At 74.0% G+C, this 14,916-nt stretch carries 11 protein-coding genes; 8 read left to right on the forward strand and 3 right to left on the reverse strand.

Going from position 1 to position 14,916, the window contains the following annotated elements; translation table 11 throughout:
- Positions 1 to 42: 42 nt before the first annotated feature.
- Positions 43 to 1,332, reverse strand: coding sequence for an FAD-binding protein (locus tag ACFY30_RS04860; RefSeq protein ID WP_390843727.1), 1,290 nt, complete (start codon positions 1,330 to 1,332; stop codon positions 43 to 45).
- A 170-nt stretch (positions 1,333 to 1,502) separates the two neighbouring features.
- Between ACFY30_RS04860 and ACFY30_RS04865 the strand changes: the two genes are divergently transcribed.
- From ACFY30_RS04865 to ACFY30_RS04890, 6 genes are all read left to right on the forward strand, one after another.
- Positions 1,503 to 2,822 carry a radical SAM protein gene (locus ACFY30_RS04865; protein WP_390843728.1) on the forward strand — a complete coding sequence of 440 codons (1,320 nt, stop codon included), beginning with the start codon at positions 1,503 to 1,505 and terminating at the stop codon, positions 2,820 to 2,822.
- Between the two features lie 226 nt (positions 2,823 to 3,048).
- Complete coding sequence (locus ACFY30_RS04870) at positions 3,049 to 4,527, forward strand: cellulose-binding domain-containing protein (RefSeq protein ID WP_390843729.1); 1,479 nt, start codon at positions 3,049 to 3,051, stop codon at positions 4,525 to 4,527.
- Between the two features lie 544 nt (positions 4,528 to 5,071).
- On the forward strand, positions 5,072 to 6,205 hold the full coding sequence (gene rsgA / locus ACFY30_RS04875; protein WP_390843730.1) for a ribosome small subunit-dependent GTPase A: 1,134 nt from the start codon (positions 5,072 to 5,074) through the stop codon (positions 6,203 to 6,205).
- 114 nt (positions 6,206 to 6,319) lie between these two features.
- Positions 6,320 to 7,717 carry a DNA-3-methyladenine glycosylase 2 family protein gene (locus tag ACFY30_RS04880; protein ID WP_390843731.1) on the forward strand — a complete coding sequence of 466 codons (1,398 nt, stop codon included), beginning with the start codon at positions 6,320 to 6,322 and terminating at the stop codon, positions 7,715 to 7,717.
- Positions 7,714 to 8,223: a methylated-DNA--[protein]-cysteine S-methyltransferase gene (locus ACFY30_RS04885; protein ID WP_390843732.1), complete on the forward strand. Its 510-nt coding sequence runs from the start codon at positions 7,714 to 7,716 to the stop codon at positions 8,221 to 8,223. The genes ACFY30_RS04880 and ACFY30_RS04885 overlap by 4 nt, the downstream gene beginning before the upstream one ends.
- Positions 8,224 to 8,438: 215 nt before the next feature.
- Positions 8,439 to 9,176, forward strand: a complete 738-nt coding sequence (locus ACFY30_RS04890; protein WP_390843733.1) for a class I SAM-dependent methyltransferase — start codon at positions 8,439 to 8,441, stop codon at positions 9,174 to 9,176.
- 138 nt (positions 9,177 to 9,314) lie between these two features.
- Here the strand turns inward: ACFY30_RS04890 and ACFY30_RS04895 are convergent, their stop codons facing one another.
- Complete coding sequence (locus ACFY30_RS04895) at positions 9,315 to 9,797, reverse strand: DUF456 domain-containing protein (RefSeq protein WP_390843734.1); 483 nt, start codon at positions 9,795 to 9,797, stop codon at positions 9,315 to 9,317.
- 60 nt (positions 9,798 to 9,857) lie between these two features.
- Positions 9,858 to 10,841, reverse strand: coding sequence for a helix-turn-helix domain-containing protein (locus ACFY30_RS04900; protein ID WP_390843735.1), 984 nt, complete (start codon positions 10,839 to 10,841; stop codon positions 9,858 to 9,860).
- Positions 10,842 to 11,251: 410 nt separating this feature from the next.
- Here ACFY30_RS04900 and ACFY30_RS04905 point away from each other — a divergent pair, with 410 nt between their 5' ends.
- Together ACFY30_RS04905 and ACFY30_RS04910 are read left to right on the forward strand one after the other, a co-directional pair.
- Positions 11,252 to 13,048 (forward strand): protein phosphatase 2C domain-containing protein, encoded by a 1,797-nt coding sequence (locus ACFY30_RS04905; RefSeq protein ID WP_390843736.1) that lies wholly within the window; start codon positions 11,252 to 11,254, stop codon positions 13,046 to 13,048.
- Between the two features lie 62 nt (positions 13,049 to 13,110).
- Complete coding sequence (locus ACFY30_RS04910; protein ID WP_390843737.1) at positions 13,111 to 14,853, forward strand: pyruvate dehydrogenase; 1,743 nt, start codon at positions 13,111 to 13,113, stop codon at positions 14,851 to 14,853.
- Positions 14,854 to 14,916: the final 63 nt, after the last annotated feature.

Raw genomic sequence — 14,916 nt, forward strand, 5'->3', positions numbered from 1 at the left:
TAGGAAAGGGGCTTTATAAAGTCCGTCGGGGCCGTGGCGCGTTCAGCTCCCCAGGATGTCCCGCACGAAGGCGTTGGTGAACTTCCCGGCGGGATCGAGCTCCCGTACCAGCGCCGCGAACTCCGCGAGCCGGGGATACCGTCCGCGGACCTCGGCTGCCGGGATCCCGAACACCTTCCCCCAGTGCGGCCGCGGCGAGAAGGGCTCCAGCGCCGCCTCCACCTCCCGCACCACCGGCAGCACGACCGCCGGGTCCGCCACCCAGGTGAAGTGCACCGCCACCGTGTCCCGGCCGAAGGCGGGACTCAGCCACTGCTCGTCGGCGGCGACCGTACGCACCTCGCAGGTCTGCAGGACACGGGCGACCGTCTCCCGGATTCCGTCGATCGCATACAGCATCCCGTCGGCGGCCGACCGGGGCAGCAGATACTCGCTCTGCAGCTCCTTCCCGCTGCTCGGGGTGAACTCCGCCCGGAAGTGCGGCAGCCGCTCGTGCCACGGTCCCGGCACCCCGAACTGCTCGGTGCAGTGGACCGCCGGCATCCCCGGCACCGGATGCAGCGCCTCGGTGGCGGGCGCGGCCCACGGGAAACCGGAGAGGGGCTGATCGGTGCGCCGCTTCAGCCACACCTGCCGAAAGCCGGGCGCAGCCCAGTCGGTGAACAGGCTCACGCTGTACGCGGCCCCCGCCGCCGCCTCGAAGTCCAGCCCGTCCAGGGGAAGTTCGGTGAACACATGCTGTTCGACCTCGTAGGCCGGCTCCAGGTCCAGGGTGAGCGCGGTGACCACGCCGAGCGCGCCCAGGGAGGTGACGGCCCCGCCGAAGCGCCGGTCGCCGCGCGCCAGGACGACGGTCGAGCCGTCCGCCGTGACGATCTCCACCTCCCGCACGGCCGAGGCCAGCGACCCGTTGCGCACCCCCGACCCGTGGGTGCCGGTCGCCACCGAACCGGCCACGGAGATGTGCGGGAGGGACGCCATGTTCGGCAGGGCGAGACCGTGCGCGTGCACCCGCCGGGCCAGTTCCGCGTACCGCACCCCGCCGCCGACCCGCACGGTCCGTGCCGCCGTGTCCACCTCGGCCTCGGCCGGCAGGGCGTCCAGCGACAGCAGCACCCCGTCGGCGCCCGGCTCGGCGATCGTGTTGAACGAGTGCCCGCTGCCCAGCACCCGCACCCGCCCGCTCCCCGCCACGAGCGCGCGCAACGCGTCCGACGAGTCCGGGCGGTGCGGCTCCCCGGCGGCGAAGGTGATGTTGCCCGCCCAGTTGCGCCACGGCCGGCCCTGCGCCGCCCCGCCGCGCCCCACCCCGTCCGCCACGGTCCCGCCCATGCGACTGCCCGCCCTTCCCGAGGAGAACCGAGAACCAGGACCTTCCCGCGAACCGGGGAATTCCCAGGTCGAACCTACCTTGCCGGCAACACGAGGCCCCCCGCCCCCACCCCCGTGCCGCCGGGGGCATACCGTGAGGAGTCGTACGCCTGAGCCGGGAGGAGAGACGGATGGGCAGCCGTACCGCGCTGGTCGAGGATCTGATGGAGCGGTTTCCGCATGTTCCGCGGGAGGCCGTCTTCAAGGAGGACCTGCTGCGCGGGGGAGTGGCCTTCGACGCCTCCGCCCTCAGTGACAACGAGTCGGGTGAGGTCAAGCCGAAGTCGTACTTCATCTTCTCCTTCGACCACGGCACCCTGCCCGAACTGGGCGAGGCCGCGCTGCGCCGCCCGCCGGAGGAGATCATCCTCACCGGCGGGCCGTACGGCCTGCGGCGGACCGTCGTGTCCGTGCGGGTGAACCCGTCCTCGCCGTACCGGGTGGCGGCGGACGACGAGGGGCTCCTCGGGCTCTACCTCGACGGCAGCCGCATCGCGGACGTCGGCGTGCCGCCCATGCCCGAGTACTACCGGCACACCCTGTCCAACGGGAAGTCCGTGATGGAGGTGGCCCCGACCATCCAGTGGGGCTACCTGATCTACCTGACCGTCTTCCGGGTCTGCCAGTACTTCGGCGCCAAGGAGGAGTGCCAGTACTGCGACATCAACCACAACTGGCGGCAGCACAAGGCGGCCGGCCGGCCCTACACCGGCGTCAAGGACGTCGAGGAGGTGCTGGAGGCCCTGGAGATCATCGACCGGTACGACACCGCGAAGGCGTCCACCGCCTACACCCTCACCGGCGGGGCCATCACCAAGACGGTCGCCGGGCGCGACGAGGCCGACTTCTACGGCCACTACGCCAAGGCCATCGAGGAGCGCTTCCCGGGCCGCTGGATCGGCAAGGTCGTGGCCCAGGCGCTGCCGCGCGACGACGTGCAGCGGTTCAAGGACCACGGCGTGCAGATCTACCACCCCAACTACGAGGTGTGGGACCGCCGGCTGTTCGAGCTGTACTGCCCGGGCAAGGAGCGCTACGTCGGCCGCGACGAGTGGCACAAGCGGATCCTCGACTCCGCCGAGGTGTTCGGCGCGCGCAACGTCATCCCCAACTTCGTGGCGGGCGTGGAGATGGCCGAGCCGTTCGGTTTCACCACCGTCGACGAGGCGATCGCGTCGACCACCGAGGGCCTGCGCTTCTTCATGTCGCACGGCATCACGCCCCGTTTCACCACCTGGTGCCCCGAGCCGACGACCCCGCTCGGCAAGGCCAACCCCCAGGGCGCGCCGCTGGAGTACCACATCCGTCTCCTCGAGGCCTACCGGGCCACGATGGACGACTTCGGACTGTCCTCGCCCCCCGGCTACGGCCCGCCCGGACCCGGCCGCGCGGTGTTCTCCGTGAGTTCCTTCATGGACAGTCTTCCGGCACAGGAGACGGCGGCCGTATAGTCCCGGCACCGCCGTTGAGCACAGAGCGGTCCGCGTCCGTACTACTCGGCGCAGCAGTGGACGCGGCCGCGTGCCGAACCCCTGTACGGACGTCCTTACATGACATCTGAACAGGGCGCTTGTCAGTTGTGTGAGAAACGTGAAATCCTCGGTCCCTGCCGCGAGGTTCCCCCCAACTCCATTGCCGCCATGGTGAGTTGACCTCGCATTTCGATGCAGGAGACCCATGCCCGACCTGCCGACCCCGAAGGACGCCGCGGAGGCCGCGCTGTTCTCCGAGTGCTGGGACGCCGTCCTGTCGTACGCGGACCTGTGCACGTCCGGTTCGACCGCGGCCAACCAGCTGGCCCGCGAGGCGTTCGCGCTCGGCATACGCGAGGCCCGCGCCGCCGAGGACGGTACCGCGCGCAACGCCGGCCGCCGCTCCTCCCGGCTGCCCCGGATCCCCATGCTGCTGACCGCCGTACGCAACACGGCGGCCGCCTGGGAGGCCGAGGGACAGGGCCACAAACTCGACCCCGACCTGCGCCTGTGGCTCAACTCGGACAAGGCGTGGCGCTACACCGGCCCGCCCCTGAGCCGCCCCATCGCCCTGCGCGGACTGCGCGACATGGGGGAGGCGGACGCCACCCTGCTGTGGCTGGCGGAGGTGGAGGCGCTGCCGCTGCGTTCCGTCGTCCGCCGCCAGGGGCTGGACCCGGACGCCTCCGTCGAGGAACTGAACCAGGTCCGAGGCCTGTTCCGGGACCGCTGCCACCGCAACCACCTCGACACGCCGATGAGCGCGGAGTGCCGCTCGTACGTCCGGCTGCTCGACGCCGTCACCCGCTCGCCCGGCGCCGAGACCCCCGACGACCTCTCCCGGCACCTCGCCACCTGCGTGGAGTGCGCCGAGGCCGCCGCCTGTCTGCGGCTGCACGGCGGCGGGCTGCCCGCCGCCCTCGCCGGCGGGGTCATCGGCTGGGGCGGCCTCGCCTACCTGGAGCGCCGCCGCCGGGCCGCCGAGGTCCGCCTGGGCGCCGGGCGCCCCGACGCGCCGGACCCGCAGGGCGAGGCGGAGCGGGCCGCCGCGGGCAAGGCACGGCTCAGGCGCAACGGCCTGCTCCTGGCCGCCGTACTGGTCTCCGGAGCGGCGCTCGCCGTGTCGCTGATGCCGTTCGGCGGCGACGGCGACATGGAGACCGGCGCGCAGGGCGTCCCCACCGACACCACCCCGGTGGCCGGCTCCGCACGGCCGTCCACCGCTCCCGCGACCTCCGCCGCGCCGTCCTCCGCGTCCCCGGCGCCCTCCGGCAGTGCCTCGCCGAGCGCGACCGACGACGAGAAGCCCGACCCCGAACCCCAGGGCACCACCTCGTCCACCGCCGGCCCGGGCGAAAGCCAGGACGCGGCCGTGTGCGAGGTCCACTACGACCTCGTCAACCAGTGGCCCGACGGCTTCCAGGCCACCGTGACGGTCACCTCCCCCACCGCCCTGGACTCCTGGCGGGTCGCCTGGTCCTTCGAGGACGGGCAGCGGGTCGACCAGATGTGGGACGCGAGCGTCGCCCAGAACGGCTCCCGGGTCACCGCGACCGCCGCCGACTACAACCGTTCCGTCCCCGCGAACGGCACCCTCTCCTTCGGCTTCCTCGCCTCCTGGCAGGACACCAACACGGCACCGTCCGGCATCACCCTCAACGGGCAGGAGTGCACGGGCTCCTGACGCCCGGCCACCTGGGACGGGCTCGCGGACGGCACGACGACGCCGGGGTGTCCGGTTGCCGGAACCGAAGCCTGCGCGACACCCGGTGCGACGACGGAGCGGGAGACCCGCCACGTCCTCCACGCCGCCCACGCCCTGGACGGTGACCTGCCCGGCGCTTGTCGATCTGTCGAGAGGGGCATACCCGGGTCAGCACGGACGAGGTGCCGGTCGGGGGCGACATGGAAGCTGTTGTCGTCCCGGACATTTGCGGCCACTTGGACATCGGCATCTGAGCCGGCGACCCGGGCCCGCCGAAACCCCTTCGCGGAAAAAAGCGTTGGCATCGCGGCGCCCCTGTCCCCTACGCTCTGCACCGCAAGCCGTCGAGTGAGCGTGAGCTCGCGCAGAACAGGAGGTGAGGACCGTGATGACCGTCGTTGCGCCGGGTGCTCCCCGGACCCAGAAGTTCATCCATCCCACCCCCGCGGTCTCCGGCTGACCACTCGGACACGTTCGCGCGCCCGTGAGCGCGCCGCCGGGGCCGCCCTGTGAAGGGTTTCCCTTGCATCACTCCTCTTTTCCGCAAACTTCGGCTTCGTCGCACGCTCTCGTCGCCCACGGCTGGGACGCGGGCTGGGAAGCCGAGTTCGCTCCCCATGCCGAGCAGGGTCTCCTGCCCGGTCGTGTCGTGCGGGTCGACCGCGGGCTGTGCGACGTCGTCACCGCGGCCGGCACCGTCCGTGCCGACACCGAGTTCGTCGTCCCCCGTGACCCGCTGAAGGTCGTCTGCACCGGGGACTGGGTCGCCCTCGACCCCGAGAGCGCCGATCCTCGGTACGTGCGGACCCTGCTGCCCCGTCGCACCGCCTTCGTCCGCTCCACCTCCTCCAAGCGGTCCGAGGGGCAGATCCTCGCCGCCAACGTCGACCACGCCCTGGTGGCGATGTCCCTGGCCGTCGAACTCGACCTCGGCCGCGTCGAACGGTTCCTGGCGCTCGCCTGGGAGTCCGGCGCGCAGCCCGTCGTCGTGCTCACCAAGGCCGACCTGGTACCCGACCCGGTCACGCTGGCGCACCTCGTCCAGGACGTCGAGACCAGCGCGCCCGGCGTGCCGGTGCTCACCGTCTGCGCCCGCGACGGCGAGGGCGTCGAGGAGCTCGCCGGGCTGCTCGGGCGGGGCACGGCCGTGCTGCTCGGGGCGTCCGGCGCGGGCAAGTCCACGCTGGCGAACGCGCTCGCCGGGGTGGACGTGATGGACGTGCGGGCCACCCGCGACCAGGACGGCAAGGGACGGCACACCACGACCACCCGCAATCTGCTGCCGCTGCCCGGCGGGGGCGTCCTCATCGACACGCCCGGACTGCGCGGGGTCGGGCTGTGGGACGCCGGCGGCGGGGTCGGGCAGGTCTTCGCGGAGATCGAGGAACTGGCCCGCGGCTGCCGGTTCCACGACTGCGCGCACGCGTCCGAACCGGGGTGCGCGGTGCGCGCCGCCGTCGAGGACGGGGAACTGCCCCCGCGGCGGCTGGAGAGCTACCGCAAGCTCGTGCGCGAGAACCAGTGGATCGTCGCGAAATCCGACGCCCGGGTACGGGCCGACGTCCGCCAGGACTGGAAACGCAAGCAGGCGGAGGGCCGGGCGGCGGGGGACGCCAAGCGGGGCCGGAGCCCGTGGCGGCCCGCCCCTCCCCGCTGACCGGCGGCCGGCGCGTCCGGTGACCGGCGCACCCCCGCCGGTCGCCGTTCCCCTGCCACCGTCACGTCCGATTTCCGCTAGCGGGGTTCCCGTCGCGGGCGAAGACTGGGACCCATGACGGGCCAGGACATCGGATACGGCACGCCGTACGACACCAGGTACGAGGCGGTGCGCAGCCGGGACGCCCGGTTCGACGGGGAGTTCTTCTTCGCCGTCGCGACGACCGGCATCTACTGCCGGCCCAGCTGCCCCGCCGTCACCCCGAAGCGGCACAACGTGCGCTTCTTCCCGACGGCCGCCGCCGCGCAGGGCTCGGGCTTCCGGGCCTGCCGGCGGTGCCGCCCGGACGCCGTGCCCGGCTCGGCCGACTGGAACGTGCGCGCCGACGTCGTCGGCCGCGCCATGCGGCTGATCGGCGACGGGGTCGTGGACCGCGAGGGCGTCGCCGGTCTCGCCGTACGGCTCGGCTACAGCGCCCGCCAGGTGCAGCGCCAGCTGACCGCCGAACTCGGCGCCGGCCCCGTCGCCCTCGCCCGCGCCCAGCGCGCCCACACCGCGCGGGTCCTGCTCCAGACCACCGGCCTGCCGGTCACCGAGATCGCGTTCGCCTCCGGGTTCGCCAGTGTGCGCCAGTTCAACGACACGATCCGCGCCGTGTACGCGGCGACCCCGACCGGGCTGCGCGCCGCCGTCCGCACCTCCCGGCGTACGGCCACCCCGTCCGCCGGGATCCCGCTGCGGCTCGCCCACCGCGGCCCCTACCACGCGGCCTCCGTGTTCGACCTGCTGCAGCGGGAGGCCGTGGCCGGGGTGGAGGAGGTGAGCGGCCCGGCCGGCGGGCGCACATACCGCCGTACGCTCCGCCTGCCCTACGGCACCGGGATCGCCGCCGTCGACGAGCGGCCGGGCGATCCGGGCCGCGCCTCGGCCCTCCACCCCGGCGGCTGGCTCGACGCCCGGCTGCACCTCACCGACCCGCGCGACCTCACCACCGCCGTCCAGCGGCTGCGCCGGCTGTTCGACCTCGACGCCGACCCGTACGCCGTCGACGCCCGCCTCGGCGCCGATCCGCGGCTCGCCCCCCTGGTCGCCGCCCGGCCCGGACTGCGCGCCCCGGGAGCGGCCGACCCGGAGGAGTACGCCGTACGGGCCCTGGTCGGCCGGGCCGGGGCCGAGCGGCTGGTCCGCGCGCACGGCAAGGCCCTGGACGCGTCCTGCGGCACCCTCACCCATCTGTTCCCGGAACCGGCCGCCCTGACGGCGGCGGTCGGCCCGCTCGCCGTCGCCCTCGCGGACGGCACCGTCCGCCTCGACCCGGGCACCGACCGGGACGACGCCGAGGCCGCCCTGCTCGCCGTGCCCGGCCTGGACGCCCGTACCGTGGCGGCGATCAGGGCCCGCGCCCTCGGCGACCCCGACGTCGCGCCGCCCGGCGCGGACGTACCCGACAGCTGGCGTCCCTGGCGGACGTACGCCCTTCACCACCTGCGTGCAGCGGAGGAGACCCCATGACCCGCAAGCCGGAGAACGCACCCGTGTACTGGACCGGCGTCGCCAGCCCGCTCGGCACCCTGCTCCTGACCGCCGGCCCCGACGGCGCGCTGACCTCGCTCTCCGTGCCCGGACAGAAGGGCGGACGCACCGTCCTGGACGACTGGCGGCACGACCCGGGCCCCTTCCGCGCCGCCGAGGAACAGCTCGCCGCCTACTTCGCCGCCGAGCTGAAGGAGTTCCGTCTGGAGCTGCGGGCCGAGGGCACGGAGTTCCGCGAGCGGGTGTGGGCGGCCCTCGACACCGTCCCCTACGGGGCGACCACGACGTACGGCGAGATCGCCGCCCGCGTCGGCGCCTCCAGGGCGGCCGTCCGGGCCGTCGGCGGGGCGATCGGCGCGAACCCCGTGCTCATTCTGCGCCCCTGCCACCGGGTGATCGGCGCCGACGGCTCCCTCACGGGCTACGCCGGCGGCCTGGAGCGCAAGATCCGGCTCCTCGAGCTCGAAGGGGTGGCGCGGTGGTGAGAAAAGTGCCGTCGGCGGTCGCGCAACAGGCCGCCTGACGGCCCTCGGCGGGGCCGCGGAACCCCGTCCGCGGCCCCGGCGGCCACCGGGTCCCCGCGCCGCGCCGGGGGCCGCCAGACCCGCGAGGGCGCCCGCCCGCCACCCCGTCTGAGCTGGCCTTTCGTGTCTTCTGCGCCTAGGTTTTCCCCATCGCCGCGGGCAGAAGGGGGAACGGCATGGAGCGTCACATCCGCACGGTGGACGACGTGTTGAGGCTGCTGGACGGCCTGTTCGCGCCGGAGGCCGACCGCTGGACGAGCGGCGCGGCCTCCTGGTGGGACGGCTTCTACGCGGACCGCGACAGGCCGGTGCCGTTCTTCGCGGCGAAGCCGGACGAGAACCTGGTCTCCCACCTCGACCGGGGGCTCATCTCCCCGGGCCGCGCCCTCGACCTGGGCTGCGGACCGGGCCGCAACGCCCTCCATCTCGCCTCCCGGGGCTTCGAGGTGGACGCGGTGGACCTCTCCCCGGCCGCCATCGCCTGGGCGCGGGACCGGGCCCGTGAGGCGGCGGCCGACATCCGGTTCCACTGCGGCGACGCGTTCGCCCTCACCCCGGACGGGGCCGGCCCCGGCGGCCCGTACGACCTGATCCACGACTCCGGCTGCTTCCACCACCTGCCACCGCACCGCCGCATCAGCTACCTCGCCCTGCTCGACCGCTCCCTGGCCCCGGGCGGCCACCTCTCCCTCACCTGCTTCGCCGCCGGACGGATGGGCTCGGAACTCCCCGACGAGGCCTTCTACCACCAGTCCCGCCTCCACGGCGGCCTCGCCTACACACCTCGGTCACTGCGGCGGATCTTCTCCGGCCTGACCGAGATCGAGCTCCGCCCGATGCGCGACGAGCCCCCCGGGTCCCCGCACTTCGGCGAGCCCTTTCTGTGGACGGCCCTGTTCCGCCGTCCCGAGTAGCCGACAGGACGGGACGCCCGGACGCCCGGACGCCGAGTGGCCGAGTGGCCGAGTGGCCGACCGGCCGACAGACAGGCCGGCCGAGCGACCGGCCGACCGGTGGGGTGCGCAGCCCGGCCGCAGGAGCCGGAAAGGGAATCACCCCCACAGCACCGCCCCCAGCCACGCCCCCGTGATCAGCAGGCAGGTGAACAGTTCCGCCAGGACGCTCCAGCCGCCCGAGCGCATGGCCCGGCGCAGCGCCGCGCGGGCCTCGCCGCCGCGGCCCAGGCGGAGCCGCTCGCAGAGGTAGACACCGCCCAGGAAGCCGGGGATCGTGCCGACCACGGGCAGCAGGAAGAACCCGAGGAACGCGCCGACCCCGGCGTACACCGCCATCCGGGGCGTCGCGCCGCTCTCCCGCAGACGGCGGGGCGGGAGCGCCCAGCGGACCACCTGGCTCAGCATCAGCGCGGCCGTGGCGCCCACGAGCACCCACCAGGCGACCGGCTGCGGATCCTTCAGCGCCCACCACAGGACCGCGGACCACACCAGCCACGACCCCGGCACACCGGGCACCAGCACTCCGCACAGGCCGAGCAGCAGGACCAGACCGACCAGCAGGAGTTCCCACGCTCCCATCTGTTCAGAGTGCCGGAGTCCCGGGGAACACGCAGGTCAAGCGGTACGCGGGCGCGGGGGCTACCGCTCTCGGGTCACCCAGCCGCGCTCGTGCGCGACCCAGCCCAGCTGGAGCCGGGTCGACACCCCCGTCAGTTCCATCAGGCCCTTCACCCGGCGCTGTACGGTCCGCAGCCCCAGGTCCAGCTGTTTGGCGACGCTCGCGTCGGTCAGCCCGGCCAGCAGCAGGGACAGGATCTCCAGGTCGGTGGCGTCGGGCCCGTGCGGTTCCCGCGCCATCACCCCGTCCGCGCCGAGCCCCAGCGGCAGGGCCTCCCGCCACACCGACTCGAACAGGCCCGACAGGAGTTCGAGGAGTCCGCTGGCGTGCACCACCAGCGCGGCGGGCTCCGCCGAGCGGCCGGTCAGCGGGACGAGGGCGAGTGACCGGTCGGCCACGACCAGTTTCGTCGGCACCCGGTCCACCACCCGCACCTGTTCGTCGCGGCCGAGCGCGGCGGCCAGTTCCGTGAGGCCGTGCGGCTGGTGGAGCACCTCCCGTTCGAGGACGACGCGGTAGCGCACCCCGCGCTCGGCCGCCCGCTCCTCCGCGTCGTTCTCCGCCCCGGTCACGGCCACCGGGGTGCCGGTGACCAGCGCGCACACCTCGTCGCTCGCCCCCAGCTGGATCTGCAGGAACCGCTGGGAGACCGCCGCCGCACCCGTCACCACCTCGACCAGGTCGTGCACGGACGGTTCGGCGGCCGCCGCCCGGTACTCCTCGGCGAGCAGCGCGGCCGCCAGCTCCGCCTGTTCCAGCTCGTGCCGGTGCTGGGTGAGCAGCGCGCCCAGCGCGACACCCGGCGGCGCGGCGACCCAGCGGCCGGGCCGGCCCGGGGACTGCGCCACCAGACCGTGCCGCTCCAGACGACGCAGGGCACGCTCGGTGTCGTACTCGCCGAGGGCCAGCCGGCGGGCCAGATCGGGTACGTCGGCGGCGCCCACCGACACCAGCGCCCGGTACGCCGACTCGTGCGTCCCGTCGAGTCCAATCGCTCCCAGCATCGGGTGCGGTCCCTTCTCCGGCAATCCAGGGATGGCGGGAAACGGCCACGGCGTAAACCCGCCGCCGTACATCATCGCCGTACCGCGGATCACTCTGCCAAGGTGTGGCCACGGCGGGAAGACGTGATCATCCATGGGGATCCCCGGGAGATCCGCGGGAGATCCGCGGGGACGCCGTGCACACTCCGGCGCCGGGCCGTGCTCCGGCCCGGACGTGGTCCGGGCTCATGACGCGCAGGGGCGCTCAGGGGAACTGAGTCCGGGTCACCTGGAGGTCGCCGGGCGGTTCTCCCGTGGGGGGTGGAACCGCCCGGCGATCGGCGCCGCGGCGCCCCGTACGCATGTGCGACGGTGGTGCATTTTCCGGATGCCCCGTTTTCACACGGCCCGCGCGGTGGACAATCAAGGGCATGAGCCAGCAGGGGGGAAGGCCCACCGGTCCCGAGGACGACTGGTGGGGGCAGCTGTACGACGACTCCACCGCGGACACGGGCCCCGCGCCCACCGCCGACTCCCTCGACGACCGCTTCGCCTCGGCGGCGGGGGCGGTGCGGTCCGAGGGGCCGGTGGACAGGGTGCCGGAGTCCCGTACGGAGGACGTGGTACGGGACGGGCGGGAGGACTGGTGGCTGCCCGAGGATCCGGCGCCGTCGCCCCCACCGCCCCGGGCCGCGGTTCCCCCGCCGCGCAACGGCACCCCGGCCGCGGCGGCCCCCGCTCACGACACGGACCCGGCCCCCGCGAACCCACCGTCCACCGGTCCGACGCCGGCCTTCCCGCCCAAGCCGTCCGCCGATCCCGCGTCGGCTTCCTCTCCCGCGCGGGCTTCCGGGCCCGCGCCGACTGCCGATCCCGCGTCGGCTTCCCCCACCTCTCGTACCGGGCCCGCGCCGTCCGCCGATCCCGCGCCGTCCGTCGAGCCCACGCAGTCCACCTCACCCCCCGGCGCCGCACCGACTCCCGCCCCCGACCGGCCGATCCGCCCCGGTGCCCCCGCGGAGCCCCCGCCCGGCACACCCCCCGCAGCCAGGACTTTCCCGCCCGGCACACCCCCCGTACCCACGACCGTCCCGCCCGGCCCGCTGCCCCAGGGCTTCACGCACCAGCCCCCCGCGGGCCCCCCGCCCAAGTCACCGTCGGCCGACGGACCGTCCGCCTCCGCCGCCTCCCCGGCGGCCCCCCTCGCGTCCCCCACGCCCCGCGCGGCCCGGACCGGTGCCGCCCCCGGCCTCCCCGCCCTGCCGGACGGGGCCTACGTCGGCTCCCGGCCGCCCACCTACGACGCCGAGCCCACCGCCCTCCCGCCCGCCGACCCGGACCGACTGGACGACCTGGTCGCCGACACCGTGCTGGACGGGGCCCGGTACGGGGCCTGCGCGCTGCGTGCCGCGTCCGTGCGGGGCGATTCCGCGCGGTACCGGGGCGAGCCGCGCCGGGACGCCCTGCTCACCGCCCGTTTCGGCACGGGGGAAGACGCGCTGCTGCTGGTCGCGATGGCGACCGGCGCGCGGGCGACGCAGGGCGCGCACCGGGCGGCCGCCGAGGCGTGTCAGTGGATCGGGGGGGCCGTGGGCCGCAGTCACGTCCGGCTCGCGCAGGACATCAGGGCCGCCCGGCGCGGCGACCTGAAGTCCGGCCTGCACCGCCTGACCGACCGCAGCCTCGGCCGGCTCCGGGCCAGCGCCGCCGAACAGGGCCTGGAACCCGAGGAATACACGGCCAGCCTGCGCTGTCTGCTGCTGCCCGCCGACCCCGAGTGCCGTACGCGCGTCTTCTTCGGGGTGGGCGAGGGCGGGCTGTTCCGGCTGCGCGGCGGCGAGTGGCAGGACATCGAGCCGCAGGCCGGTGAGATCGCCGGGGAGCCCGTCGTGGGGTTCGGGGGGCTGCCCGCCGAGACGCCCGGGGGCGACCGGCTCACCATGGACCTCGGCATCCCTACCCCGCCGAGCCCCTACGACCCGCCGCCCGAGCCGCCCCGCGCCCCCTTCCGCTTCCGCGCCTCCGTAGCCCGGCCGGGTGACACCCTGCTGATGTGCACGGGCGGCCTCGCCGACCCGCTGCGCGGCGAGCCCGAACTCTCCGCCCACCTCGGGGAACGCTGGTCGGACCCCACCCCGCCCGGTCTGGCCGCGTTCCTCGCCGACACCCAGGTGCGGGTCAAGGGCTACGCCGACGACCGCACGGCGGCGGCCGTCTGGGAGGCGTAACCGCACCACCGCGGCCACTGTGGAGGGATGGACCCGAGGAGACCGAAGGGGTGCGTCCATCCATGGCCAAGCAGACCATCGCCGAACAGTTCGTGGACATCCTCGCCCGCGCCGGGGTCAGACGTCTGTACGGCGTGGTCGGGGACAGCCTCAACCCCGTGGTGGACGCGGTGCGCCGCAACTCCGCCGTCGAGTGGATCCAGGTACGCCACGAGGAGACCGCCGCCTTCGCGGCCGGCGCCGAGGCGCAGATCACCGGCCGGCTGGCGGCCTGCGCGGGCTCCTGCGGCCCCGGCAACCTGCACCTCATCAACGGTCTCTACGACGCCCACCGTTCCATGGCCCCGGTCCTCGCCCTCGCCTCCCACATCCCCTCCGCCGAGATCGGCCTGGGCTACTTCCAGGAGACCCATCCCGACCAGCTGTTCCGCGAGTGCAGCCACTACTGCGAACTGATCTCCAGCCCCAAGCAGATGCCGCGGCTGCTGCACACCGCCATCCAGAACGCGGTCGGCCGTGGCGGCGTCAGCGTGGTCTCCCTCCCCGGTGACATCGCCGCCGCACCCGCGCCCGAGAAGGCCGCCAAGTCCGCTCTCGTCACCACCCGGCCCACCGTGCGCCCCGGCGACGCCGAGATCGACGCACTGGTCCGGATGATCGACGAGGCCGGAAGGGTCACCCTGTTCTGCGGCAGCGGCACGGCCGGCGCGCACGCCGAGGTCATGGAGTTCGCCGGGAAGATCAAGTCGCCGGTGGGGCACGCCCTGCGCGGCAAGGAGTTCATTCAGTACGACAACCCGTACGACGTCGGGATGAGCGGTCTCCTCGGGTACGGCGCCGCCTACGAGGCGACCCACGAGTGCGACCTGCTGATCCTGCTCGGCACCGACTTCCCGTACAACGCCTTCCTTCCCGACGACGTACGGATCGCCCAGGTCGACGTCCGGCCCGAACACCTGGGCCGCCGCTCCCGGCTGGACCTCGCCGTGTGGGGCGACGTGCGCGAGACGCTGCGCTGTCTCATCCCGCGGGTGCGGCCCAAGGACGACCGGCGGTTCCTCGACCGGATGCTGAGGAAGCACGCGGACGCGCTGGAGGGGGTGGTGAGGGCGTACACGCGGAAGGTCGAGAAGCACGTTCCCCTGCATCCCGAGTACGTCGCCGCCGTCCTCGACGAACTCGCCGACGACGACGCGGTGTTCACCGTCGACACCGGGATGTGCAACGTCTGGGCGGCCCGCTACCTCACCCCCAACGGGCGTCGGCGGGTGATCGGTTCGTTCTCCCACGGCTCCATGGCGAACGCGCTGCCCATGGCGATCGGTGCCCAGTTCACCGACCGCCGTCGGCAGGTCGTGTCGATGTCCGGCGACGGCGGTTTCACCATGCTGATGGGCGACTTCCTGACGCTGGTGCAGTACGACCTGCCGGTGAAGGTCGTCCTGTTCAACAACTCCGCCCTGAGCATGGTCGAGTTGGAGATGCTGGTCGCGGGACTGCCCTCGTACGGCATCACCAACAAGAACCCGGACTTCGCCGAGGTCGCCCGCGCCTGCGGCGTCTTCGCGCTGCGCGTGGAGAAGCCCAAGCACCTCGCCGGCGCGCTGAAGTCCGCCTTCCGGCACAAGGGTCCGGCTCTCGTCGACGTCGTCACCGACCCCAACGCCCTGTCCATCCCGCCGAAGATCAGCGCCGAGATGGTGACGGGGTTCGCCCTGTCCGCCTCGAAGATCGTCCTGGACGGCGGCGTCGGCCGGATGCTCCAGATGGCCCGCTCCAACCTCCGCAACGTGCCGCGTCCCTAGGGTCACCCGCGGAGGCGTACCAGGAGCGCGGTGGTCCGCCGGCGGCGCTCGGCGGCGGAGGAC

Source organism: Streptomyces sp. NPDC000345, assembly GCF_042898825.1.
Taxonomy (GTDB): domain Bacteria; phylum Actinomycetota; class Actinomycetes; order Streptomycetales; family Streptomycetaceae; genus Streptomyces.